21 protein-coding genes and 1 pseudogene are annotated in these 23,255 nt (G+C 73.9%); 16 read left to right on the top strand and 6 right to left on the bottom strand.

Translation table 11 applies throughout. The annotated features are described in order from the left end of the window. Positions 1-29 precede the first annotated feature (29 nt). The 6 genes from D3A60_RS01995 to D3A60_RS01970 all read left to right on the top strand — a co-directional run bounded on the left by D3A60_RS01995 (position 30) and on the right by D3A60_RS01970 (position 6,584). Positions 30-746, top strand: a complete 717-nt coding sequence (locus D3A60_RS01995; protein ID WP_119717029.1) for a GYF domain-containing protein — start codon at positions 30-32, stop codon at positions 744-746. 49 nt (positions 747-795) lie between these two features. After that, positions 796-1,737, top strand: a complete 942-nt coding sequence (locus D3A60_RS01990) for an RDD family protein (protein ID WP_196778613.1) — start codon at positions 796-798, stop codon at positions 1,735-1,737. Between the two features lie 218 nt (positions 1,738-1,955). Next, positions 1,956-4,499, top strand: coding sequence for a DNA topoisomerase I (locus tag D3A60_RS01985; protein WP_119717027.1), 2,544 nt, complete (start codon positions 1,956-1,958; stop codon positions 4,497-4,499). Positions 4,500-4,515: 16 nt separating this feature from the next. Beyond that, a complete protein-coding gene (locus tag D3A60_RS01980; RefSeq protein WP_119717026.1) occupies positions 4,516-5,082 on the top strand; it encodes an L-threonylcarbamoyladenylate synthase type 1 TsaC in 567 nt (188 codons plus the stop codon). A 75-nt stretch (positions 5,083-5,157) separates the two neighbouring features. Continuing rightward, positions 5,158-5,898, top strand: a complete 741-nt coding sequence (locus D3A60_RS01975) for a DUF4124 domain-containing protein (RefSeq protein ID WP_119717025.1) — start codon at positions 5,158-5,160, stop codon at positions 5,896-5,898. A gap of 29 nt (positions 5,899-5,927) precedes the next feature. Further along, positions 5,928-6,584, top strand: a complete 657-nt coding sequence (locus D3A60_RS01970; RefSeq protein WP_119717024.1) for a DUF4124 domain-containing protein — start codon at positions 5,928-5,930, stop codon at positions 6,582-6,584. Positions 6,585-6,590: 6 nt separating this feature from the next. On the opposite strand, the gene D3A60_RS01965 is transcribed toward D3A60_RS01970, so the two are convergent. After that, positions 6,591-7,370 (bottom strand): SDR family oxidoreductase, encoded by a 780-nt coding sequence (locus tag D3A60_RS01965; protein ID WP_119717023.1) that lies wholly within the window; start codon positions 7,368-7,370, stop codon positions 6,591-6,593. A gap of 93 nt (positions 7,371-7,463) precedes the next feature. Here D3A60_RS01965 and D3A60_RS01960 point away from each other — a divergent pair, with 93 nt between their 5' ends. Beyond that, positions 7,464-7,697, top strand: a complete 234-nt coding sequence (locus tag D3A60_RS01960) for a hypothetical protein (protein ID WP_407062747.1) — start codon at positions 7,464-7,466, stop codon at positions 7,695-7,697. A gap of 116 nt (positions 7,698-7,813) precedes the next feature. On the opposite strand, the gene sppA is transcribed toward D3A60_RS01960, so the two are convergent. After that, positions 7,814-9,712 (bottom strand): signal peptide peptidase SppA, encoded by a 1,899-nt coding sequence (gene sppA / locus D3A60_RS01955; RefSeq protein WP_119717022.1) that lies wholly within the window; start codon positions 9,710-9,712, stop codon positions 7,814-7,816. A gap of 52 nt (positions 9,713-9,764) precedes the next feature. Beyond that, the gene (locus tag D3A60_RS01950) at positions 9,765-11,207 is read right to left on the bottom strand and encodes an MATE family efflux transporter (RefSeq protein WP_119717021.1); all 1,443 of its coding nucleotides are present in this window, start codon (positions 11,205-11,207) and stop codon (positions 9,765-9,767) included. Positions 11,208-11,380: 173 nt separating this feature from the next. Here D3A60_RS01950 and D3A60_RS14800 point away from each other — a divergent pair. Both D3A60_RS14800 and D3A60_RS01940 read left to right on the top strand, forming a co-directional pair. Further along, positions 11,381-11,767 (top strand): annotated as a pseudogene (locus D3A60_RS14800) (DUF3667 domain-containing protein); the annotation flags it as partial. A 1,210-nt stretch (positions 11,768-12,977) separates the two neighbouring features. Then, the gene (locus tag D3A60_RS01940) at positions 12,978-13,301 is read left to right on the top strand and encodes a DUF4286 family protein (protein ID WP_119717020.1); all 324 of its coding nucleotides are present in this window, start codon (positions 12,978-12,980) and stop codon (positions 13,299-13,301) included. 54 nt (positions 13,302-13,355) lie between these two features. On the opposite strand, the gene D3A60_RS01935 is transcribed toward D3A60_RS01940, so the two are convergent. Both D3A60_RS01935 and D3A60_RS01930 read right to left on the bottom strand, forming a co-directional pair. Then, positions 13,356-13,994 (bottom strand): DUF3106 domain-containing protein, encoded by a 639-nt coding sequence (locus D3A60_RS01935; protein ID WP_119717019.1) that lies wholly within the window; start codon positions 13,992-13,994, stop codon positions 13,356-13,358. Beyond that, positions 13,981-14,988 carry a hypothetical protein gene (locus D3A60_RS01930; RefSeq protein WP_119717018.1) on the bottom strand — a complete coding sequence of 336 codons (1,008 nt, stop codon included), beginning with the start codon at positions 14,986-14,988 and terminating at the stop codon, positions 13,981-13,983. Before D3A60_RS01930 ends, D3A60_RS01935 begins: the two co-directional genes overlap by 14 nt. A gap of 491 nt (positions 14,989-15,479) precedes the next feature. On the opposite strand from D3A60_RS01930, the gene D3A60_RS01925 reads away from it, so the two are divergent. From D3A60_RS01925 to arsJ, 6 genes are all read left to right on the top strand, one after another. Then, positions 15,480-17,738: a primosomal protein N' gene (locus tag D3A60_RS01925; protein WP_119717017.1), complete on the top strand. Its 2,259-nt coding sequence runs from the start codon at positions 15,480-15,482 to the stop codon at positions 17,736-17,738. 257 nt (positions 17,739-17,995) lie between these two features. Beyond that, entirely contained in the window at positions 17,996-18,439 is a 444-nt protein-coding gene (locus D3A60_RS01920; protein WP_119717016.1) for a fasciclin domain-containing protein, read from the top strand. 60 nt (positions 18,440-18,499) lie between these two features. Beyond that, positions 18,500-18,700: a hypothetical protein gene (locus tag D3A60_RS01915; protein ID WP_119717015.1), complete on the top strand. Its 201-nt coding sequence runs from the start codon at positions 18,500-18,502 to the stop codon at positions 18,698-18,700. A 60-nt stretch (positions 18,701-18,760) separates the two neighbouring features. Beyond that, on the top strand, positions 18,761-19,114 hold the full coding sequence (locus D3A60_RS01910; protein WP_119717504.1) for an ArsR/SmtB family transcription factor: 354 nt from the start codon (positions 18,761-18,763) through the stop codon (positions 19,112-19,114). 37 nt (positions 19,115-19,151) lie between these two features. Then, a complete protein-coding gene (locus D3A60_RS01905; protein ID WP_119717014.1) occupies positions 19,152-20,159 on the top strand; it encodes an ArsJ-associated glyceraldehyde-3-phosphate dehydrogenase in 1,008 nt (335 codons plus the stop codon). 5 nt (positions 20,160-20,164) lie between these two features. Further along, the gene (arsJ, locus tag D3A60_RS01900) at positions 20,165-21,400 is read left to right on the top strand and encodes an organoarsenical effux MFS transporter ArsJ (RefSeq protein ID WP_119717013.1); all 1,236 of its coding nucleotides are present in this window, start codon (positions 20,165-20,167) and stop codon (positions 21,398-21,400) included. On the opposite strand, the gene D3A60_RS01895 is transcribed toward arsJ, so the two are convergent. Then, entirely contained in the window at positions 21,397-22,188 is a 792-nt protein-coding gene (locus tag D3A60_RS01895) for an NYN domain-containing protein (protein WP_119717012.1), read from the bottom strand. The two genes, arsJ and D3A60_RS01895, sit on opposite strands and share 4 nt — an antisense overlap. A 114-nt stretch (positions 22,189-22,302) precedes the next feature. Here D3A60_RS01895 and tal point away from each other — a divergent pair, with 114 nt between their 5' ends. Next, on the top strand, positions 22,303-23,253 hold the full coding sequence (tal, locus tag D3A60_RS01890) for a transaldolase (protein WP_119717011.1): 951 nt from the start codon (positions 22,303-22,305) through the stop codon (positions 23,251-23,253). Positions 23,254-23,255 lie beyond the last annotated feature (2 nt).

Below are 23,255 nucleotides of genomic sequence, written 5' to 3'. Positions count from 1 at the left end.
CACACTCGCGCGTCGATTGGGGGACAGGGATGATCGAGTGGTACTACCACGACGCCGCCAGCGGCCGCGTTGGGCCGATGGCGGCCGACGCCCTGCGCGAGCACTTCCGCTCCGGTCGGCTGGACGCGCAGACGCTCGTCTGGCGCGCCGGGCTGCCCGAGTGGCAGCCGCTGTCGCGGCTGGCCAGCGAACTCGGCCTCGACGTCGCTGCGCTGCCGCCTCCGCTGCCGCCGCCCCGCCTTCCAGGCGCAGCGGCTTCCGCCGCCCTGCCGCACCACGCGCCGGCACCGCGCCGCGGCCTCGGCGGCTGCGCCATCGCGGCGATCGTGCTGGCAGTCGTCGCGGTGCCGATGGCCGGCATCCTCGCGGCGATCGCGCTGCCGGCGTACCGGGACTACACCATCCGGGCCAAGGTGGCGGCCGAGCTCGTGCAGGTCCCCGCCCTGAAGGCGGCGGTGATCGAGCATCGGGACCGCACCGGCGCGTGCGCCGAGGAGGGAACGGCCGGCCCGGCGACCGCCGCGCGCGCGGCCAGCGGCACGGCGCTCGAGACCGTTGCCTTCGGGCGCCTCGCCGACGGCCGCTGCGCATTCGAGGTGACGCTGGCCGGCATCGGTCCCCAGGCCGACGGCCTGACCCTCATCTATGCGGCGCCGGTCGCTGACGGCGACGGCCGCTGGGACTGCAGCGGCGGCACGCTGCCGCCCCGCTACCGGCCCGCTCCCTGCCGCGCGCCGCCGCCCTGAGCCCCGCGCGGCGACCCGCCCCGCCCTTTTCCCGACGAGACCTCGACCTATGAGCCAGTGGTACTACAGCGACGCGCAGCGCAACCGCCACGGGCCGGTGGCGACCGAGACCATGGCCGAGCTCCACGCCGCCGGCGATCTGGCCGCCGACACGCTGGTCTGGCGCGATGGCCTGGCCAGCTGGCAGCCGTGGAGCGCGCTGGTCGGCGAAGTGGTCCCGGCGTCGGCGGGCCCGGCCGCGGCGGTCAGCCACGCGACCGCCGGGCCCGACGCGCCGGCCGACGCGCCGGCCAATCCGTATGCGATGGCCGAGCCGCGTTCGCCGTACGCGCCGCCGGCCACGTCCGTCGATCCGGCCGAGCTGCACGTCGCCGGCGGCGAGGTGGTCTACGCCGGCTTCTGGAAGCGCTTCGCGGCGCTGGCGATCGATTCGCTGCTGGTCGGCGTCGTCTACTACGCGCTGCTGATCGCCGCGGTGCTGGTGGCGGGCGTCGGCATGGCCGGCTTCGGTGCCGACTCGGGGGCGGCGGGCGCGGGCATGTTGGGGCTGCTCGCGATGGTGTACCTGATGTACCCGGTGATCAGCGCGCTGTACTACGCCGGTTTCGAGTCCTCGGCGCGGCAGGCCACCCTCGGCAAGATGGCAGTTGGGATCAAGGTGACCGACGAGCACGGCCGCCGCCTGTCGCGCGGCCAGGCGCTGGCGCGCTGGGCCTCGCACCTGCTGTGCTACGTGACGATCTACATCGGCTACCTGATGGCCGCCTTCACCGACCGCAAGCGCGGCCTCCACGACATGGTCGCCGGCACGCTCGTCGTCGACCAGTGGGCGTACACCGGCCAGCCCGAACGCCAACGGCGCGACCTGGGGACTGTGACGGTCGTCGTGATCGCGCTGGCGGTGCTGGCGATGCTGGCGTACGCCGCGGTGATCGTCGCCATCGCGATCCCGGCCTACCAGCAGTTCGTGCAGGGCGCCGCCGGCGCCTGACCGCGGCCCGCCGGGCCTTGTCGCGCCTGCCCTGCGCGCGCCGTGCGGGGCGCGCGCGGCCGCCGCCGCGCACCCGGCGCGCTTGACACCCGCAGCAGGCGCGTGGTGACACTATTAATAGGAACCATCCTGAACGCCCGCGCCCGATGGCCGCGGGCGTCGCCTTCTCTGCGTCATCCATGCAGCGCCCGGCCGGGCCCTGCGGAGCCAACTCCCCCATGGCCAAGAACCTCCTGATCGTCGAGTCGCCCGCCAAGGCCAAGACGATCAACAAGTACCTCGGCAAGGACTTCACCGTCCTGGCCTCCTACGGCCACGTCCGCGACCTGGTCCCGAAGGAGGGCGCGGTCGACCCCGACAAGGGCTTCGCGATGACCTACGCGGTGATCGAGAAGAACGAAAAGCACGTCGACGCGATCGCCAAGGCCGCCAAGGCCGCCGACCACCTGTTCCTGGCGACCGACCCGGACCGCGAGGGCGAGGCGATCAGCTGGCACATCGCCGAGATCCTGCGTGAGCGCGGCCTGCTGAAGGACAAGTCGCTGGAGCGCGTGGTGTTCACCGAGATCACCCCGCGCGCGATCAAGGAGGCGATGCTCAAGCCGCGCCAGATCGCCGGGCCGCTGGTCGACGCCCAGCAGGCGCGCCGGGCGCTCGACTACCTGGTCGGCTTCAACCTGTCGCCGGTGCTGTGGCGCAAGGTGCAGCGCGGGCTGTCCGCCGGCCGCGTGCAGTCGCCGGCGCTGCGGATGATCGTCGAGCGCGAGGAGGAGATCGAAGCCTTCATCGCGCGCGAGTACTGGAGCATCGAGGCGCAGCTGGCGCACCCGAGCCAGACGTTCAGCGCGAAGCTGACCAAGCTTGACGGGCAGAAGTTCGAGCAGTTCACCGTCACCGACGGCGACACCGCCGAGGCGGCGCGCGCGCGGATCGTGCAGGCCGCGCAGGGCGCGCTGCACGTCACCGACGTCGCCAGCAAGGAGCGCAAGCGCCGGCCCGCGCCGCCGTTCACGACCTCGACCCTGCAGCAGGAGGCCTCGCGCAAGCTCGGCTTCACCACCCGCCGCACGATGCAGGTCGCGCAGAAGCTGTACGAGGGCGTGGCGCTCGGCGACGAGGGCACCGTCGGCCTGATCAGCTACATGCGTACCGACTCGGTCAATCTGTCGGCCGAGGCCGTCGCCGAGATCCGCGACGTGATCGCCCGCGACTACGGCACCCGCGCGCTGCCCGACCAGCCGAACGTCTACAAGACCAAGTCGGCCAACGCGCAGGAAGCGCACGAGGCGGTGCGCCCGACCTCGGCGCTGCACACGCCGGCCCGGGTCTCGCGCTTCCTGACCGACGACGAGCGCCGGCTGTACGAATTGATCTGGAAGCGCGCGGTCGCCTCGCAGATGGTGCCGGCCACGCTCAACACCGTGTCGGTCGACCTCGCCGCCGGCAGCGCCCACAGCTTCCGCGCCAGTGGCACGACCGTGATCGACCCGGGCTTCCTCGCCGTGTACGAGGAAGGCAAGGACACCAAGGCCGCCGAGGACGAGGACGAGGGCCGCAAGCTGCCGGCGATGAAGCCGGGCGAGCGCGTGCCGCTGGACCACATCCTCGCCGAGCAGCACTTCACCCAGCCGCCGCCGCGGTTCACCGAAGCGGCGCTGGTCAAGACGCTCGAGGAGTACGGGATCGGCCGCCCGTCGACGTACGCGTCGATCATCCAGACCCTGCTGTTCCGCAAGTACGTCGAGATGGAGAGCCGCAGCTTCCGGCCCACCGACGTGGGCCGCGCGGTCAGCAACTTCCTGTCGAGCCACTTCACCCGCTACGTCGACTACGACTTCACCGCGAAGATGGAGGACGAGCTCGACGCCGTCAGCCGCGGCGAGGAGGACTGGGTCCCCCTGATGGAGAAGTTCTGGGGGCCGTTCAAGGAGCTGGTCGACGACAAGACCGAGTCGGTCGACCGCAGCGAGGCCACCGGCGCGCGCGAGCTCGGCACCGACCCGAAGTCCGGCAAGCCGGTCAGCGTGCGCCTCGGGCGCTACGGGCCGTACGCGCAGATCGGCGACAAGGACACCGACGAAAAGCTGGAGTTCGCGTCGCTGCGCCCGGGCCAGTCGATGCACACGATCACGCTCGCCGACGCGATGGAGCTGTTCAAGCTGCCGCGCAAGCTCGGCGAGAGCAACGGCGAGGAGGTCAGCGTCGGCATCGGCCGGTTCGGCCCGTTCGCCAAGCGCGGCAGCGTGTACGCCTCGCTGAAGAAGGAGGACGACCCGTACACGATCGACCTGGCGCGCGCGGTGTTCCTGATCGAGGAGAAGGAAGAGATCGCGCGCAACCGGATCATCAAGCAGTGGGACGACTCCGACATCCAGGTGCTCAACGGCCGCTTCGGCCCGTACATCAGCGACGGCAAGCTCAACGGCAAGATCCCGAAGGACCGTGAGCCGGCGTCGCTGACGCTCGATGAGGTGATCCAGCTGCTGGCCGACACCGGCAAGCCGGTGCGCAAGGGCTTCGGCAAGAAGGCCCCGGCGAAGAAGGAGCCGGCAAAGAAGGCCGCAAAGAAGACCGCCGCGGCGGCCGACGGCGCGGCCACGAAGACGCCGGCCAAGAAGGCGGTGAAGAAGGTCGCGAAGAAGGCAGCGAAGAAGACCACCGCGAAGAAGGCCGGCAAGAAGGTCGCGAAGAAGGCGACCAAGGCGCCGGCCGCCACCAAGCGCGCGGCGACCGCCGACGCCGGCGACGACGCGCCGTTCTGACCGCGCGGCACCGGCGATGACCGACGACGGCACCACGCTCGCCGAGACCGTCGCCGCGCTGCGGCACGGCGGCGTCGTGGCCTACCCGACCGAAGGCGTGTGGGGGCTGGGCTGCGATCCATTCGACGAGGCGGCGGTGCTGCGGCTGCTGGCGATCAAGCAGCGCCCGGTCGACAAGGGGCTGATCCTGATCGCCGGCGACGCCGCGCAGCTCGACGCGCTGGTCGACTGGCCGGCGCTCGAACGCGCGCAGCGCGACGCCGTCGACGCCAGCTGGCCGGGGCCGAACACGTGGGTCGTCCCGGTCACCGCGCGCGTGCCGCGCTGGATCACCGGCGCGCACGACACCCTGGCCGTTCGCGTCAGCGCGCACCCGGAGGTCGTCGCGCTGTGCGCGGCGTTCGGCGGCGCGCTGGTGTCGACCAGCGCCAACCTCACCGGCGCGCCATCGGCGGTGACGCGCGCCGAGCTCGATCCGGCGCTGCTCGCGCGCGTCGACGCGGTCGCGCCCGGCGAGACCGGCGGCCGCAACGCACCCAGCGTGATCCGCGACGCGCGCAGCGGCGACGTGCTGCGCGGCTGAACCGCTCAGCGCCGGCGCGCCCGGTGCACGCGGGCGCGCCTTCCGCCGCCCGCCCGCGCAGCGCAAGATGCGCGCATGCCGATGCGCCCCGCCCTCGCCGTTCTCGCGTGCACGACTGCCGCCGTGGCGGTCGCGGTCGCCGGCGCCTGGGCGACGCGCGCACACGCGGCCAGCGTGACGATCTACCGCTGCACCGACGCGCAGGGACGCGAGACGCTGCGGGACACGCCGTGCCTGGCCGGCGAACGCCAGCGCGCGCGGACGATGCTGCGCCCGCAGGACCCGGCGCCGCGTGCGACGCCCGCGGCGCCACCGCCGAGCGCACCCGCGCCCGCGGCGCCGGTGCGGGTGGTCGTCGCGACCGCGCCGCGGCCGCTGTACGAATGCACGACGCCGGACGGCGATCGCTACGAGAGCGAGAACGCCGACGGCAACCCGCGCTGGGTGCCGCTGTGGACGCTCGGCTACCCGATCGTCACCGGCGTGCCGATCGGCCGGCCGACCGGTGGGCTCACTGGGCGCGTCGACGTCGGCGGCGGCGACGTGCGCGGCACGCTGCGGATCGGCGACCCGCGGCCCGCGTACCCGCGCGGCCCCGGCCACGCCGGCCCCGGCATCGTCGCGGTGCCCGCCGGCACGTGGGTGCGCGACGCGTGCCATGCGCTACCGGCGGCGGAAGTCTGCGACCGCCTGCGCGACCGGCGCTGGGCCTTGAACACGCGATACAACAGCGCGATGCAGGGCGAGCGCGCGCAGATCACCTTGGAGCAGCGCGGCATCGACGCGCGACTGGACAGCGAATGCGGCGGACGATGAACGACACACGGGCCCAGCGAATGCGTCACGTGGCGGCGGGCATCGCGCTTGCGGGCCTGCTCGCCGGCATCGGCGCGGCCGCGGCGCAGTCGGGCCGGGTGACGATCTACCGCTGCACCGACGCTAAGGGCGCACTGACCGTGCAGAACGACGTGCCGTGCCCGGCCGGCAGCAAGCAGGATAAGCGCGTGCTCGACGCCGCGCCGCCGTCGGGCCTGTCGCTGCCGCCGTTTCCTGGCGGCGCATCGCCGGGCACGACCGGCGAGCCCGCCGCGCCGCGCGGCAACGCGCGGCTCGACTCGGCGCAGTCCGTGCCCGACGAGTTCGCCGACCTGCCCTCCGCGCAGGTGTCTGCGTCCGAGCGCCTGCCGCCGCCGGCGCTGTTCGAGTGCCGCACCTACGACAAGGACCGCTACCTGCGCGAGGACGCGAATCCGCCGCCGCGCTGCGCGCCACTGCAGACCACCGGCCTCGGCGGCGACACCTCGATGGGCGCGGGCGAGGCCTGCGAGATGGTCAACGACCAGTGCCAGCAGCTCGGCGACGACGCCCTGTGCGACGGCTGGCGCAAGCGCCTGCGCGAGGTGCAGTCGCAGCTGCGCTTCGGCACCGGCGACCGCGCGACGGTCAAGGCCGACTTCGAGCGCATCGCGCGCGTCGTGCGCGAGACCACCTGCGCGCGCTGACGCGGGTCAGAAGCCGTAGCGCAGGAAGCCGCCGTCCACCGCGATGCACTCGCCGGTGACGTAGCCCGCCGCCGGCAGGCACAGGAACGCGACCGCTGCGGCGACCTCCTCCGGCTCGCCGATCCGGCCCAGCGGCGTGCGCAGCAGCACCTCGTCGAGGTAGTCGGGGTCGGCGAGCTTGTCGTGCGTGCGCCGGGTGCGGATGTACCACGGCGCGACCGCGTTGACGCGGATGCCGTCCTCGGCCCACTCGACGGCGAGGTTCTTCGTCATCTGGTGCATCGCCGCCTTGCTCATCCCATACGGCGCGCCGGTGCGCACGTGGGTCAGGCCGGACACGCTGCCGACGTTGACGATGCTCGACGCGGCGTGGCGGGTCAGCAGCGGGTGCGCGTAGCGCGACAGCTCGAACGCCGAGAACAGGTTGACCTCGAACACCTGCCGCCACTCGTCCTCGGTGTAGTCGGTCGCCGGCTTGTTGAGGTTGCCGCCGGCGTTGTTGACCAGGATGTGCAGGCTGCCGTCGCCGAAGTCCTCGACCCAGTCGAGCAGTTCGCGGCGCTGCTCGTCGTCGGCGACGTCGGCGACGAACGCCTCGATGTCGCGCTCGGGAAAGTCCTCCACCAGCTCGGCGCGCGCCGATTCGAGCGCGGCCGCGTCGCGCGCTGCGATCAGCACGTCGGCGCCGAAGCCGAGCAGCTCGCGCGCGATCGCCCGGCCGATCCCGGCGCTGCCGCCGGTCACCAGCGCGAGCTGTCCGTCCAGTCGCCAGCGTTTCGGGTCCATGCGCGTCTCCGGGGCAGCGCCGCGCCACCCGCGCGACCGGCGTAGGATAGCCGCGCCGGCGCAATGCGCTCCGGCGAGCGACGAGGGCGCGCCATGGACACGATGCTCAGGGTTTCCGCCGCGGCCGTGCTGCTCGCGGTGGCCGCGTGCTCGCGGCCGCCGCCGCCGGACACCGACAAGCCGCCGGAGCCGCAGGCGGCGCGGCCGCAGGCGACCGAACTGCGCGACGCGATCCAGGCGCCGCAGGACAAGGCGCGCGCGGTCGAGGACGAGGTGCAGCAGGCCGCCGACGCGCAGCGCGCGGCGATCGACGCCGCCGGCGGCTAGCCGGCCGGCGCGGCGCGTTCGGCGCGAGCGGTCCCGCGAGCAGAAACAAGAAACGCGCGCCGGGTCACCGGCGCGCGTTCGGGTGGAGCGTCAACCGCGGCAGCGCGCCGCGCGTCTCAGTCCAGCGCGCAGAAGCAGTGCACCAGCGCCTTCACCGGCACCCCGGCGGCCGGCTGCAGCGCGCGCTCGATGAAGCGCAGGTCGGCCGCGGCCTGCGGCGACGCGCGCGCGATGAGCGCCTGCGCCATGCCCGACTCGCGCAGCCACTGCGCGCCGATTCGGCTCTCGGCGAAGCCGCCGAACAGCCGCTCGAACGGCGTGGCCGCCTTCTCGAGGTAGCGCACCCGGTACTCGCCGGCCTTGCCGAGCTTGGCGCGCCTGGCGGCGTCGTCGAGCGCGGCCTGCAGCCCGCCGAGGTCGTCGACCAGCCCGCGCTCCTTGGCCTGGGTGCCGGTCCACACGCGGCCGCGCGCGACCGCGTCGACGTCGGCCACCGGCTTGCCGCGCGCCTGCGCGACCTTGCCGGTGAAGTCGCGGTAGCCCTTGTCGATCACCGACTGGATCACCTGCCCGACTTCCGGCTGCAGCGGACGGGTCAGGTCGAACGCGCCGGCGAAGCGCGTCGTGCCGACGCCGTCGCTGTGCACGCCGATCTTGTCGAGTGCGCGCGGGATCGTCGGGATCAGGCCGAAGATGCCGATCGAACCGGTGATCGTCGACGGGTCGGCGTAGATCCGGTCGGCGTTCATCGAAATCCAGTAGCCGCCGGACGCGGCAAGGTCGCCCATCGACACGACGACCGGCTTGCCTTCCTTCTTCAGCGCGTCGACCTCGCGGCGGATCTGCTCGGACGCGAACACCTCGCCGCCCGGCGAGTCGACGCGCAGCACCACGGCCTTGACCTTCTCGTCGTCGCGCGCGTCGCGCAGCAGCGCGGCGGTGGACTCGCCGCCGACCGTGCCCGGCGGCTGCTCGCCGCCGGTGATCTCGCCCTCGGCGACGACGATCGCGACCTGCGGCCGCGCGTCGCTGGCCTTGCGCGACAGGTTCAGGTGGGTCAGGTAGCCGTCGAGCGAGACCTGGCGGAAGCCGCCGGGCGCGTCCTCGTCCTTCTCGCCGCGCTCGGCGACGAGGTCCTCGAACTGCTCGCGCGTCTTCAGCCCGTCGACGAGCTTGCGCTGCAGCGCGTACTGGGCGAGGTCGCCCTGCGCGGCGGCGATCAGCGCCGGCAGCTGGTCGATGCTCTCGGCCAGCTGCGCCGGCGTCAGCTCGCGCGCCTTGGCGACGTCGGCGAGGTAGCGCTGCCACACGTCGTTCATCCAGTAGAGATCGGCCTCCTTGGCTTCCGGCGACGCGTCGTCGCGCACGTACGGCTCGGCGGCGGACTTGTATTCGCCGACCTTGAACAGGTGCACGTCGACGCCGAGCTTGTCCTCCAGCCCCTCGCGGTAGTACGGCCGGTAGCGGCCCAGGCCTTCGAGCAGCAGGCCGCCCATCGGGTCGAGGTAGATCTCGTCGGCCTGCGCGGCCAGCAGGTACTGGCTCTGGTCCAGCGCCTCGGCAAACGCGAGCACCTGCTTGCCGGAGGCGCGCACGCGCGCGAGCGCGGAGGCAACTTCGCGCATCGACGCCATGCCTGTGCCCTGCAGCTCGTCGACGCGCAGCACCACGCGCTCGATGCGCTTGTCCTTTGCCGCCGCGTCGATCACGCGCAGCATGTCTCGCAGCTGCACCTCGCCGGCGCCCCGCCCGCCCATCGCCTTGTTCAGCGCGCGCGTGGCCGGGTCGCTGCTGTACTGCTCGACCAGCCGGCCTTCGGGGGCGACCACCAGCGTGGTGCCGTCGAGCACCGGCTTGCCGGCGCCGGCGCCGAGCGCGGCGATGAACACCAGCAGCAGCAGGAACAGCAGGCCGAAAAAGATCAGGTTCAGGATCAGCTTGCGGGTGAAGTTCACCGCGTTCCAGGCGCCGACGAGGAACTCGACGAGCGGGCCGCGGGGGGAAGACTGGGTCATTGCAGGTGCTCCAAGGATTGCCCGGCCAGCCTAACCGCCGCGCAGGGGGACTTCATCCGCCATTCGTAACCGGGCCGCGCAGGGATGCAGGCGCGCCCCGCGCCAGCCGCGCCGGCGCGCTCGAGCGCAGGAACCGCGCGCCCAGCAGGACCGCCGCGACGCTGAGCCCGGCGATCAGGCCGATCCACATGCCCTGCGGACCCATCGGCGCGACGAACCCGCCCCAGCCCAGCCCGAGCACCGCGCCCAGCGGCATGCCGATGCCCCAGTACGCCAGCGCCGCCAGCAGCATCGGCACGCGGGTGTCGCGCAGCCCGCGCAGCGCGCCGGCCGACAGCACCTGCACGCCGTCGGGGAACTGGAACGTCGCCGCATACAGCAGCAGCACCGCCGCCAGCGACGCGACCGCGGCGTCGCGGGTGTAGATCGCCGCCAGCGCGTCGTTGCCGAGCAGCAGCACCAGGCCCGAGACGAGCTGGGTCGCCAGCATGATCGCGTAGCCGGCGAACGCCGCCCGGCGCACCCCGTACGGGTCGTCGCGGCCGAGCGCGTGGCCGACCCGCACCGTGGTCGCTTCGGCCAGCCCCATCGGGATCATGAAGCACAGGCTGGCGACGTTGATCGCGATCTGGTGCGCCGCCGCCGGCACGTCGCCGATGCGGCCGATCAGCAGCGCGGTTGCGATGAACAGCCCGCCCTCCATCGTCACGGTCACGCCGATCGGCAGGCCCGTCGCGAGCAGGCCGCGGATCGGCCCCCAGCGCGGCGGGTCGAAGCGCGCGAACAGGCCGAGGTCGGCGAAGCGGCGCGCGCGGCGCAGGTACAGCGCGAACGCGATCGCCTGCGCCCACATCATCACCGCCGACGCGCGGCCGAGCCCGCCGGCGCCCATCGACGGCAGGCCGAAGCCGCCGTAGGTGAACCAGTAGCCCAGCGGCACCAGCACGACCAGCCCGCCGAAGCCGAGCAGCATCGTCGGCAGCGTCCAGTGCAGGCCGTCGCTGAGGTAGCGCATGCACAGGTACAGCGTCAGCGCCGGCACCCCCCAGCGGATGCCGTGCAGGAACGCCGCCGCGCCGGGGCGGATCTCCGCGGCGATGCCCATCGGCGCGAGCGCGTGCACGGCCAGCGTCATGAACCCGAACAGCAGCACGCCAAGGCCGACCGCCAGCCACAGCGCCTGGCGGAACAGCGGCGCGATCTCGGCGCGCCGGCCGGCGCCGTCGAGCTGCGACACCGACGGCGGCAGCGACATCAGCGTGCCCATCGGGATCATCATCGGCAGCCAGAACAGCGCGGTGCCGACCGCGACCGCCGCCAGCGTCGCGGTGCCGTGGTGGCCGGCGATGACGCTGTCGACGAAGCCGATCAGCCCGGTGGCCATGTGCCCGAGCACCAGCGGCGCGGCCAGCACCGCGCTGGTCCGCACCTCGTGCGCGAACGCGCGGCGCGCGGGCGCCGTGGGCAGGGCTTCGGACGGGGAGGCGGAGGACATCGGCGGGGGCGGTGCGCGACTGCGGCCGCGCATCGCGGCGGCTGGCGGGCGCTGGCGCCGGGTCGGCGGCCGCACAGTGTACGCGGCGCGCATGACCGCTTCGCGCGCGACGCCGGCGCTCGCGCGGGCCGCGCGCGGGATGCGACCATGCGCGCGGACGAGAGGAGGACGGGATGGGCGTCGAGGGAACCGATCCGCCGCAGGCCGGCGAAGGCGCGGCGCTGCCGGCGCCGGCCGGGCACGGCGCGGGCGCGTGCGAGAACTGCGCCGCGCCGCTGCACGGCGAGTATTGCCACGCCTGCGGGCAGAGCACGCACAGCCCGGTGCGCAGCTTCGGCCACGCGGTCGAGGAGGTGTTCGAATCGTTCTGGCACCTCGACGGCCGCGTGTTCCGCACGCTGCGCGACCTGTGGGTGCCCGGCCGCGTCGCGCTGAACTACCTGGCCGGCCACCGCGTGCGCTACATCGCGCCGCTGCGGCTGTTCGTGGTGCTGAGCGTGCTGACGTTCTTCTTCGCCCAGCTGGTGATCCGCGTCGACGCCACGCCGGAGCAGGCGGCGGAGTTCATCCAGGTCGAGCCGCCGGCCCGCGCCGACGGCGCCGCCACCGGCAGCAAGCGCTTCGTCGCCGCCGACAGCGTGCTCGAGGTCGAGCGCCTGCGCCTGCGCGAGCGGGCCGAACTGCAGCGCGCGCTCGACGCGGTGCCGCCGATGATCGTGGTTGCGCGCCGCGGCATCGAGCGCGAGATCGAAGCGCTGGACCGGGGCGCCGACGCGCGCATCGCGGAACTGCGCGCGGCGCAGAAGCTCAGCGAGGCCGACGTCACGGCGGCCCGCGCGCAGGCCGCCGCCTCGGTCCCGGCCGCGCGCAATCCCCGCGCGGACGCGCGCGATTCGTTCGAGGACGCGCTGGCGAAGGTCGGGACGCTGGCCGACGTCGAGCAGCTGCGCACCGCCCGGCTGGCGTCGCAGCAGGCCCGGCTCGACGCGATCCCCGCGGCGGACACGCTCGAACGCAAGCGCGCGCTGCGCGACATGCGCCGGACCAACGAGGAAGCCGCGTGCCGCGTCGCCCAGCTGCAGATCGCGCAGGCGCGCACGACCGAGGGGCCCCGCCGCCGCAAGCCGGCCGAGGACGCGGCGATCTACGGCGATCCCGAATGCGTGGTCGAGGTGCGGCTGGGCGGCGGCGACGCCGAGCCTTGGGACGAGGAAACCAACCCGGTGCGGCTGCCGCGCGCGCCGGCGTTCGTCGAGCGCTGGGTGAACCGCCAGATCGCGCACGGCCGCGAGAACGTCGGCCGCATGCAGAAGGAACCGAGCCTGTACGTGCGCGCGCTGCTGGCTGCGGTGCCGTCGGCCCTGTTCCTGCTGGTGCCGGTGTTCGCGCTGCTGCTGAAGGTGGCCTACCTGGGCTCGGGCCGGAAGTACCTCGAGCACGTCGTCGTCGCGCTGTACAGCCACGCGTGGCTGGTGATGGCGATCCTGGTGCTGCTGGCGCTGTCGGCCGTGGACCGGGCCGTCGCGCCGTCGTGGTCGCCGATGGCGTTGATCGTCGGCGCGCTGCAGCTGGCGCTGTGGCTGTGGCTGCCGATCTACCTGCTGCTGATGCAGAAGCGCGTCTACGGCGACGGCTGGTGGGTGACCGGCCTGCGCTATCTCATCATCGGCATCTGCTATTTCATGCTGCTCGGCGTGGTGGCGGTGATGTTCGCCCTGGCCAGCCTGGTCCGGATGTGAGGCGCGCGGCGCGCGGCCACGGGAGCAACGGATGCACGACGCGATCGTCTACGAAGTGAACATCGAGGTCGACGGCTCGGCCGCCGACGAGTACCGCGTGTGGCTGCGCGCGCACGTGGCCGAGATCCTGGCGATCGACGGCTTCACCGGCGCGCAGCTGTTCGAGGTCGTCGACCCGCCGGCGACCGCCGGCTGCGTCGGCCTGTGCGTGCAGTACCGCCTGCGCGATGGCGCCGCGCTCGACGCCTACCTGCGCGACCACGCCCCGCGCCTGCGCGCCGACGGCATGGCGCGCTTCGGCGAGCGCATGCGCGCCGCGCGCCGGGTGCTGCGGCCGGCCGACCTCGGCGCTTGAGCGCGGCCGTCGCGAACGACTGAAATCTCGGCCCGAGCGGTCGGCGCGGCGGCCCTACTCGGCCAGCCGCCGCTGCAGCCAGTCGTCGCGTTCGATCGGCGACACCGACGCGAGCTCACGCCGCAGGCGGTCGCGGTCCTGCGGCGGCGTGCGCTGCACCAGCACCGCAAGCTGGCGCCGCTGCGCCGGCGACATCGCGCGCAGCGCGCGCAGCAGGCGCACGTGGTCGTGCGGAGGCACCTGCGCCAGCAGCGGCTGCAGCGCCGCGTAGTCGACGCCGAGCCACGGCCCCAGCCGCCACCCGCGCCGCTCGGCGCCGTCGAGCGCATCGAACTGCGCCCGCAGCGCGGCCTGCTCGTCAGGACCAAGCGTCGCCAGGCGCGCGGCCGCGGCGCGCACCGCCGCGCGCTCGGGCCCGCTGAGCGCCTGCCATGCGCGGTACGCCTCGCGCCGCGCGCCGCGCTCGGCCGCCGGCAGCGCGTCCCACGCCGCGGCGCGCGCGCGCATCGCGTCGCGCGCCGGCGCGTCCATCGCCGCCCAGCGCGCCGTGCGCTCGGCGACCCGCTCGCGCACCGCCGCGGGCAGCGGCGCGGGGGCCTCCTGCGCGATCGCCACCAGGGCGATCGACGCCAGCACGGCAGCAGCGCCCGCCCGCCACGCCCGCGGCGAGCGCATGGCGTCAGCGCGGCGCATCGCGCGTTTCCGACGCGACCGGCGGCAGCGCGAGGCCCGGCGCGCCGGCGGGCCAGGCCGCGTCGGCCGCCGTGACGCCCTCGACCAGGGGATCGGTTTCGGTGCTCGCCGCCTGCGCGGCCAGCCAGCTGTGGAACCCCAGCTCGCGCGCCTGCGCCTCGCCGTCCGGGTCGGCGAGCAGGTCGAAGTCGGGGTGGCCGAGCAGCGCGCCGTCCGGCCCGAGTCGGGCGCGCGGCGGCTCGGCGGGCGGCAGCGGCGCGATCGTGACGCGCGCGTCGCCGGACGCGGCCAGCCAGCCGGGCTGGGGCATCCCCGGCGGCCACCAGAACGTGGCCAGCAGGCCGAGCACGCACAGCACCAGCAGCAGCCACAGCAGCGCCAGCAGCGCGCGGCGTCGCGGCGCCGGCGCCGCGGTCGCGGCGGGGAGCGCCGGCGACGTGCGCGCCGCGTCCCCGCGCAGGGCGCGCTCGCGCGCGTCGGCGAGCCGGGTCAGGCGCTCGGGCGACAGGCCCTTGATCCGGCGGTGGATCTGCTCGCGCAGCTGGGCCCAGGCCGCGGCGGGGTCGCTGCCGTCGGCGACCTGCTCGAGTGCTCGCCGCAGCGCCAGCCGGTAGCTGCCCGGCGCGATGCCGAGCGCCGCGGCGGCCTCGTCGTCGCCAAGGCCGCCGGCCAGCCGCAGCAGCAGGGCAGCGCGCGGCCCGCTGCCGACCGCGCCAAGGCGGTCGGTGGCGTCGATCGCGATCGCGACGGCGGTGCGCTGGTGGAGCCGCGGCTCGGCCAGCAGCCGCGCCCAGAACGCGGCCGGCCACTCGCTCATCGACCGGTCGGCGGCTTCGATCCGGAACGCCGCCATCGCGGCGGCCAGGGCGGCGTCGCCGGCGGCCGCATCGCCGCCCTGCAGCTCGGCCAGCACCGCGCCGCGCCGCTCGACGCCGCGCAGGAAGGCCGCCAGCGCGGCCGGGGCGGGAGGGGTCGCCGGGGCGGCGGGGCTCATCGGTTCGACATCGGCATGGGGCCAAATCATACCGACGCCGACCGGGCCGGCCCGGCCGAAAAACGGGCTTGACTTCCGCGCAGCCGGTGCTCCGCAAGGCGTGGTGAGGCTTTCGTGAAAAAAGCGGTTGTGCACAGCGGTAAAGGAACCGTCACCTTGCCGAACGGTGGCTGACCGCGGCCCCGCATGACAGCGATGTTTCACAGACAAGCCAATGATTCGTATGGATTTTTTGCTTTTGGCACTTTTTTCGCCAATCCACCGGCCGGGCTTGTTGCAGCGTCATCGTGACCGCCTCCGGACCCGGCATGCACAGATTTATCCACAGTCGATGTGGATAAGGACGAAAACGCTTTTGCCACGGCCACTTGCGTGATGTTTGTCACGAACCTTGGGGCAAGCGCCGTGCAACTGATCGACCCGATTGCCGGCCGCCGCATGGACCGGCGCAGGGCCGTCGCGATCCGCGGGCCGCTGGCTAGACTGCAGCGATGCCGGATTCACCGACCCCGCCGACCCCGCCGCCCGCCCCGCGCCCCGAGCCCGACGCGGTGTGGCGCGTGGCCGTGCCGGTGCCGCTGCCGCGGCTGTTCGACTACCGGCCGGCCGACGGCGCCGCGGCGGCGCCGGGCGACGTCGGGCGCCGGGTCCGGGTCGCGTTCGGCCCGCGCGAACTGGTCGGGGTGGTCGCCGACGTCGGCGCGGCCGACCCCGACGCCCCGGCCCCGAAGCCGGCCCTGGCGGCCATCGACGACGCGCCGCTGCTGTCCGGCGAGCTGCTCGACTCGCTGCGCTGGCTGGCCCGCTACACCCACGCGCCGCTGGGCGAGGTGCTGGCGACCGCGCTGCCGGCCGAGCTGCGCCGCGGCGAGGCGCTGCCGGACACCCGGCGCTGGGGCTGGCGGCTGACCGAGGCCGGGGCGACGGCGCTGCCGTCGCTGCGCGCGGGCCGCCCGCGTCGGCTGGCCGAGCGCCTTGCCGGGGCCGCGGGCGGGGCCGAGGACGAGGGCCAGCTCGACGCCGCCGTCGACGGCTGGCGCGCCGCGGCCCGGACGCTGGCCGAGCGCGGGCTGGCCGAGCGCATCGAGCTGCCCGCCGCGGCGCCGCTCCCCGCGTCGGCGGGCCCGGCGCTCAACCCCGACCAGCAGGCGGCCGTCGATGCGGTCGTCGGCGCCGCCGGCGGCTTCGCGTCGCTGCTGCTCAACGGCGTGACCGGCAGCGGCAAGACCGAGGTCTACCTGCACGCGATCTCCGACTGCCTCGCGCGCGGCCGCCAGGCGCTGGTGCTGGTGCCGGAGATCGGCCTGACCCCGCAGACGCTGGCGCGCTTCCGCGCGCGGCTCGGCGTGCCGGTGCACGCGCTCCATTCGGGCCTGTCCGATGGCGAGCGCGCGCGCACGTGGGCGGCGGCGCTGCGCGGCGACGCGCGGGTCGTCGTCGGCACCCGCTCGGCGGCGTTCGTGCCGCTGCCCGAAGCCGGCCTGATCGTCGTCGACGAGGAGCACGACGGCAGCTTCAAGCAGCTCGACGGCATCCGCTACCACGCGCGCGACTTCGTGCTGGTGCGCGGCAAGGCGCTGCGCGTGCCGGTGCTGCTCGGCAGCGCGACGCCGTCGCTCGAATCGCTCCGCCACGCCCACGACGGCCGCCACGCGCACCTGCGGCTGCCGGCGCGCGCCGGCGTCGCGCAGCCGCCGCGCGTGCGCGTGGTCGACGTGCGCAAGCGCCCGCTCGAGGCCGGGCTGTCGCCGGAGCTGCTGGCCGCGATCGGCGCGGCGCTGGCCGCCGACGGCCAGGTGCTCGTGTTCAAGAACCGCCGCGGCTACGCGCCGGCGCTGCTGTGCCACGACTGCGGCTGGACCGCGCACTGCCCGCGCTGCAGCACGCCCGAGCACGGCACGGCGATGACGGTGCACGGCGGCGGGCGGCGCCTGCAGTGCCACCACTGCGGCACGCGCCGGCCGGTGCCGGACGCGTGCCCGGACTGCGGCGGCCTGGCGCTGCAGCCGCAGGGCGCCGGCACCGAGCGGATCGAGGAGGTGCTGGCGCAGCGCTTCGCCGACGTGCCGGTGCTGCGCATCGACCGCGGCACCACCGCCAGGCGCGATGCGCTCGAACAGGCGCTGGCCGGGTTCGGCACGCAGCGCGGGATCCTCGTCGGCACGCAGATGCTGGCCAAGGGCCACGACCTGCCGAACCTGACGCTGGTCGCCGTGGTCGGCATCGACGAAGGACTGTTCAGCGCCGACTTCCGCGCGCCGGAGAAGCTCTCGCAGCTGCTGGTGCAGGTCGCCGGCCGCGCCGGCCGCGCCGCGCGCGCCGGCGAGGTGCTGCTGCAGACGCACCACCCGGAGCACCCGCTGCTGGCGACGCTGCTGGCGGGCGGCTACGGGGCGTTCGCCGAGCAGGAGCTCGCGCTGCGCGAGGCCGCCGAGCTGCCGCCGTTCGCGCACCTGGCGCTGATCCGGGCCGAGGCCAAGGACGTCGAGCACGCGCGCGCATTCCTGCGCGCCGCGCGCGAGGCGCTGGCGCAGGTCGCGGTGCCGGGCGGCGGCCTGGCGCTCAACGGTCCGCTGCCGGCGCCGATGCCGCGCCGCGCCGGCTACCTGCGCGAACAGCTGCTGCTGTCGTCGGCCGACCGCCGGGCGCTGCACGCCGCGCTCGACGCGGCGCTGCCGGCGATCAACGCCCTGCCCGACGCGCGCCGCGTGCGCTGGTCGCTCGACGTCGATCCGGTCGACCTCTACTGAGCGACGCGCGCGGCGCGTCTGAACCGCACGCACGCCTTCGCGCGACTTCGGACCAACGGTCGTGCGGATTACAGGCAGCTAACGGCGCGGCGCGCATGCTCCACCGGCACTACGACGCAACGTCGTAACGGCCACTCAGTCGCGCAGCACCTCCCATTCGCCGACCGCACTGAGCCTCGAACGCTCGCCACCGGCGCGCGTCACGGCCAAGGCCATCCACGATCACGCGCAATGCGGATCGCACAAAAGGTATTCCCATGAGCATCCAGACCCAGACCCCGAACGCCCAGAACCTGGTCGACACCGTTGCCGCCAACGGCTCGTTCAAGACCTTCGGCAAGGCCCTCGAGCAGGCCGGCATGACCGACACGCTGCGCGGCGCCGGCCCGTTCACCGTGTTCGCCCCGACCGACGCCGCATTCGAGAAGCTGCCGGCGGGCCGCCTCGAGACGCTGTTCAAGCCGGAAAACAAGGAAGAACTCCGCGCGCTGCTGAACTACCACGTCGTCAGCGGCCGCAAGCTCGCGGCCGACGTCGGCAAGTGGGAGTCGGCCAAGACCGTCAACGGCCAGATGGCGCCGGTCAAGCTCAACGGCAAGGACCTGACGATCGATGGCGCGCACGTGACCACGGCCGACATCGGCTCGAGCAACGGCGTGATCCACGCGATCGACAAGGTCAACCTGCCCACCAAGCATTGACCTGACACGTACCGACCGCGGCGGGGCCTCGTGCCCCGCCGCTTTGCGTGCCGGAGAGCCATGTCGAGCGCCAAGCGCCACCGCATCGTCCACCCGGCCTGGGCCCGGCACCTCGAAGCGCGCGCTGCCACCGCGTCGCTGCAGTCGGCCGAGAACGAAGGCTGGCCGCCGCTCGCGATCGCAGCGCCCCGGTCGCATTCGCCCACCGCGCCGGCCGTCGCACCGTCCAGGGCCACCACGACCACGAACTGGGCGCGCTGACACGCCCTTGTCATCGCCCAATGCTTCCATGATGCTGGAACCATGGACGCACACCCCGCCATCGACAGCCCCGCCGCCGTCACCGCGCTGGCCGCGCTCGCGCAGGCGTCGCGGCTGGCGGTGTTCCGCCACCTGGTCGAACTCGGCCCCGACGGTGCGCACCCCGGCGACATCGCCGCCGCGCTGGCGATCCCGCCGAACACGCTGTCGTTCCACCTGAAGGCGCTGAGCCACGCCGGGCTGGTCGACGCCGAGCCCAGCGGCCGGCACATCCGCTACCGCGCCAACTTCGCGCGCATGCAGGCGCTGGTCGGGTTTCTCACCGACCACTGCTGCGGCGGCGATCCGGCACGCTGCGCGCCGGCCGCATGCGCGCCCGCGCCGCCCCGCACGCGCGCGCGGCGGCGCGCATGACCGCTCGTCCCTTTCCCCTGCCACGGACACGACCCGCATGACCCTTCGCGTCGGCATCAACGGATTCGGCCGCATGGGCCGCCTGACCCTGCGCGCGGCGTGGGGCGACCCGGCACTGCGCTTCGTCCACGTCAACGATCCCGCCGGCGACGCGGCGACGCTCGCGCACCTGCTGAACTTCGATTCGGTGCACGGGCGCTGGGAGCGCGAGGCGATCGCCGACGGCGACGCGCTGGTGATCGACGGCGTGCGGATCCCGGTGACCCGCAACAGGGAGATCGCGGCCACCGACTGGTCCGGCTGCGACGTGGTCATCGAAGCCTCCGGCAAGTTCCGCAAGCCCGACGTGCTGCAGCCGTACCTCGCCCAGGGCGTGCCGCGCGTGGTCGTGACCGCGCCGGTCAAGGCCGCCGGCGCGCTCGACGTGGTGATGGGCGTCAACCACGCACGCTTCGACCCGGCGGTGCACCGCATCGTCTCGGCCGCGTCGTGCACGACCAACTGCCTGGCGCCGGTGGTCAAGGTGATCCACGAGGGCCTCGGCATCCGCCACGGCAGCCTGACCACGATCCACAGCCTGACCAACACCCAGACGATCGTCGACGCGCCGCACAAGGACCTGCGCCGCGCGCGCTCGTGCGGCAGCAGCCTGATCCCGACGTCGACCGGCTCGGCGACCGCGATCGCGGAGATCTTCCCCGAGCTGCGCGGTCGGCTCGACGGCCACGCCGTGCGCGTGCCGCTGACCAACGCGTCGCTGACCGACTGCGTGTTCGAAGTCGAGCGCGCCACGAGCGTCGACGAGGTCAACGCGCTGCTGCGCGCGGCCGCCGAGGGGCCGCTGCGCGGCATCCTCGGCTTCGAGACGCGGCCGCTGGTGTCGATCGACTTCGTCCACGACCCGCGCTCGGCGGTGGTGGATGCGCCGTCGACGCTGGTCGTCAACGGCACCCAGGTGAAGATCTACGCGTGGTACGACAACGAGTGGGGCTACGTGAACCGCACCGCCGAGCTGGTCCGGCTGGTCGGCGCGGCCGGGCGCTGAGGCGCATGCGCACGCCGCTGGCCAGCGCGTTCGGCAACCCGGCGGTGCGCCAGTATGCGCTGGTCACCGCGAACTACTGGGCGTTCACCCTCACCGACGGCGCGCTGCGGATGCTGGTGGTGCTGCACTTCCACCGGCTCGGCTACACGCCGCTGCAGATCGCGATGCTGTTCGTGTTCTACGAAGTGTTCGGCGTGGTCACCAACCTCGTCGGCGGCTGGCTCGGCGCGCGCATCGGCCTGAATCGCACGATGAACGTCGGCCTGGCGCTGCAGGTCGCCGCGCTGTCGATGCTGCTGGTGCCGGCGGCGGCGCTGACGGTGCCGTGGGTGATGGCCGCCCAGGCCATGTCGGGCGTGGCCAAGGACCTCAACAAGATGAGCGCCAAGAGCAGCATCAAGCTGCTGCTGCCCGGCGATGCGCAGGGCACGCTCTACCGCTGGGTCGCGGCGCTGACCGGCTCGAAGAACGCGCTCAAGGGCGTCGGGTTCTTCCTCGGCGGCGCGCTGCTGGGCGCGGTCGGCTTCCGCCCCGCGGTCGCGGCGATGGCCGGCGCGCTGGCGCTGGTGTGGCTGGCCAGCCTGGCGCTGCTGCGGCGCGACCTCGGCAAGGCGAAGGCGAAGCCGAAGTTCCGCGACGTGCTGTCGAAGAGCCGCGCGGTCAACGTGCTGTCGGCGGCGCGGCTGTTCCTGTTCGGCGCGCGCGACGTGTGGTTCGTCGTCGCCCTGCCGGTGTTCCTCGCGCAGACGCTCGGCTGGGATTTCTGGCAGGTCGGCGGCTTCCTCGCCGCGTGGGTGGTCGGCTACGGCGCGGTGCAGGCGGCGGCGCCGTGGATCACCGGGCTGCGCCGCGGCGCCATGCCCGACGGCCGCAGCGCGGTCGCGTGGGCGCTGCCGCTGGCGGCGGCGCCGGCGGCGATCGCGCTGGCGCTGGCGAACGGCATGTCGCCGTCGCTTGCGCTGGTGGCGGGGTTGACGGTGTTCGGCGTGCTGTTCGCGGTCAATTCGGCGCTGCACAGCTACCTGATCGTCAGCGTCGCGGCCGAGGACGGCGTCTCGCTCGACGTCGGCTTCTACTACATGGCCAACGCGCTCGGCCGGCTGCTCGGCACCCTGCTGTCGGGCTGGGTGTACCAGCGCGCGGGCCTGGGCGCGTGCCTGTGGATCTCGGCCGCGCTGGTCGCCGCGGCGGCGCTGGTGTCGCTGGCGCTGCCGCGGCACCCTCGCGGCGCGCCCGGCTAGGTCTTCGCCGGCACCGCGGGCTTGCGCGCCGGCGCCTTCTTCGCGGCGGCGCCGGCACCGGCCGCGCGCGGCTTGTCGCGCACCAGCACCATCTTGTTGTCGCGCTTGACCTCGAACAGCCCGGTCGCCTCGATCAGGTCGCTGAGCTTGCGGTAGCCGTAGTTGCGCGAGTCGAACGAGGCCTGGTTGCTGACCTGGCTGCCGATGCCGCCCAGGTGCGCCCAGCCGTCCTCGCCGGCGACCGAGTCGACCGCGCTGCGCAGCATCTGCACCAGCCGCGTGTCGCCGCGCAGCTCGCTCGCGCTCAGCGCGCGCGGCTGCGTGGCCGCCGCCGCTTCCGTCGTCGCCGGCTGGCCCAGCGCCTCGACGTATGTGAACTTCGAGCAGGCATTGACGAACGGCGCCGGCGTCTTCTTCTCGCCGAAGCCGTAGACCTTGACCCCGTCGGTCAGCAGCCGCATCACCAGCGGGGTGAAGTCGGCGTCCGACGACACGATCGCGAAGCCGTCGAGGTTGCGCGCGTACAGCAGGTCCATCGCGTCGATGACCATCGCCATGTCGGACGCGTTCTTGCCGGTCGAGTACGCGAACTGCTGGATCGGCCTGATCGCGTACTCGTGCAGCACCGCTTCCCAGCCCTTCAGGTGCGGGCTCTTCCAGTTGCCGTACGCGCGGCGCACGTTGGCCGCGCCGTGGCGCGCGACCTCGGCCAGGATCACGTCGATCTTCGCCGCCGGCGCGTTGTCGGCGTCGATCAGCAGGGCAATGCGGCGTTCGGGCTCGGCCATGGCGGTTCCGGTGCGGGAGGACTGCGGGCGAGCCTACGCCGAACCGCGTGCGCGCGCCCATGACGCGCGCGCGGCGATCGCCGACAATGCCCGCCAGTCCAGGAACGACGCCCCATGACCAGCCAGCTCGACCACCTGCGCGCGCACTCGGCGGTCGTCGCCGACACCGGCGACATCGACGCGATCGCGCGCTACCAGCCGCTCGACGCCACCACCAACCCGTCGCTGCTGCTCAAGGCCGCCGCGCTGCCGGCGTACGCCCCGCTGATCGACGCGGCGCTGGCCGAGAGCCGCGGCGACGCCCTCGACGCGCGCGTCGCCGACGCCGGCGACCGGCTCGCGGTGGCGATCGGCGGCGAGATCCTCAAGCTGATCCCCGGCCTCGTGTCGACCGAGGTCGACGCGCGGCTGAGCTTCGACACCGAAGCCACGCTGGCGCAGGCGCGACGGCTGGTCGCGCTGTACGACGCCGCGGGCATCGGCCGCGAGCGGCTGCTGATCAAGATCGCCGCGACCTGGGAAGGCATCCGCGCCGCCAAGCGGCTCGAGCGCGAGGGCATCCACTGCAACCTGACCCTGCTGTTCTCGTTCGCGCAGGCGGTCGCATGCGCCGAGGCCGGTGTGTATCTGATCTCGCCGTTCGTCGGGCGCATCCTCGACTGGCACCTCGCCAACGGCGCGCCGGCGCCGGTGACGCCGCAGGACGACCCGGGGGTGCAGTCGGTGACGCGGATCTGGCAGCACTACAAGCGCCACGGCTTCGACACCGTGGTGATGGGCGCGAGCTTCCGCAACACCGGGCAGGTGCTGGCGCTGGCCGGCTGCGACCGGCTGACGATCTCGCCGGACCTGCTCGGCGAACTGGCGGCGACCGACGCGCCGGTGCCGCGCGCGCTCGACCACGACGGCGCGCGCGCCGCCCCGCCGGCCGCGCTCGACGAGGCCGGGTTCCGCTGGCAGCACAACGAGGACGCGATGGCCGCCGACAAGCTCGCCGACGGCATCCGCCGCTTCGCCGCCGACCAGCGCAAGCTCGAAGCGCTGCTCGCGGCGCGGCTGGGCTGACC

Source organism: Cognatilysobacter tabacisoli (assembly GCF_003586305.1).
Classification (GTDB): Bacteria; Pseudomonadota; Gammaproteobacteria; order Xanthomonadales; family Xanthomonadaceae; genus Cognatilysobacter_A; species Cognatilysobacter_A tabacisoli.
Note: the sequence above shows the minus strand (reverse complement) of the source record. Positions and strands in the feature narration are given on the sequence as shown.

Bases quoted from the DNA above. Each gene is read 5' to 3' on its own strand.
- D3A60_RS01995 (WP_119717029.1), top strand. From the start codon at position 30: ATGATCGAGTGGTACTACCACGACGCCGCCAGCGGCCGCGTTGGGCCG.
- D3A60_RS01990 (WP_196778613.1), top strand. From the start codon at position 796: ATGAGCCAGTGGTACTACAGCGACGCGCAGCGCAACCGCCACGGGCCG.
- D3A60_RS01985 (WP_119717027.1), top strand. From the start codon at position 1,956: ATGGCCAAGAACCTCCTGATCGTCGAGTCGCCCGCCAAGGCCAAGACG.
- D3A60_RS01980 (WP_119717026.1), top strand. From the start codon at position 4,516: ATGACCGACGACGGCACCACGCTCGCCGAGACCGTCGCCGCGCTGCGG.
- D3A60_RS01975 (WP_119717025.1), top strand. From the start codon at position 5,158: ATGCCGATGCGCCCCGCCCTCGCCGTTCTCGCGTGCACGACTGCCGCC.
- D3A60_RS01965 (WP_119717023.1), bottom strand. From the start codon at position 7,370: ATGGACCCGAAACGCTGGCGACTGGACGGACAGCTCGCGCTGGTGACC.
- D3A60_RS01960 (WP_407062747.1), top strand. From the start codon at position 7,464: ATGGACACGATGCTCAGGGTTTCCGCCGCGGCCGTGCTGCTCGCGGTG.
- sppA (WP_119717022.1), bottom strand. From the start codon at position 9,712: ATGACCCAGTCTTCCCCCCGCGGCCCGCTCGTCGAGTTCCTCGTCGGC.
- D3A60_RS01950 (WP_119717021.1), bottom strand. From the start codon at position 11,207: ATGTCCTCCGCCTCCCCGTCCGAAGCCCTGCCCACGGCGCCCGCGCGC.
- D3A60_RS01940 (WP_119717020.1), top strand. From the start codon at position 12,978: ATGCACGACGCGATCGTCTACGAAGTGAACATCGAGGTCGACGGCTCG.
- D3A60_RS01935 (WP_119717019.1), bottom strand. From the start codon at position 13,994: ATGCGCCGCGCTGACGCCATGCGCTCGCCGCGGGCGTGGCGGGCGGGC.
- D3A60_RS01930 (WP_119717018.1), bottom strand. From the start codon at position 14,988: ATGAGCCCCGCCGCCCCGGCGACCCCTCCCGCCCCGGCCGCGCTGGCG.
- D3A60_RS01925 (WP_119717017.1), top strand. From the start codon at position 15,480: ATGCCGGATTCACCGACCCCGCCGACCCCGCCGCCCGCCCCGCGCCCC.
- D3A60_RS01920 (WP_119717016.1), top strand. From the start codon at position 17,996: ATGAGCATCCAGACCCAGACCCCGAACGCCCAGAACCTGGTCGACACC.
- D3A60_RS01915 (WP_119717015.1), top strand. From the start codon at position 18,500: ATGTCGAGCGCCAAGCGCCACCGCATCGTCCACCCGGCCTGGGCCCGG.
- D3A60_RS01905 (WP_119717014.1), top strand. From the start codon at position 19,152: ATGACCCTTCGCGTCGGCATCAACGGATTCGGCCGCATGGGCCGCCTG.
- arsJ (WP_119717013.1), top strand. From the start codon at position 20,165: ATGCGCACGCCGCTGGCCAGCGCGTTCGGCAACCCGGCGGTGCGCCAG.
- D3A60_RS01895 (WP_119717012.1), bottom strand. From the start codon at position 22,188: ATGGCCGAGCCCGAACGCCGCATTGCCCTGCTGATCGACGCCGACAAC.
- tal (WP_119717011.1), top strand. From the start codon at position 22,303: ATGACCAGCCAGCTCGACCACCTGCGCGCGCACTCGGCGGTCGTCGCC.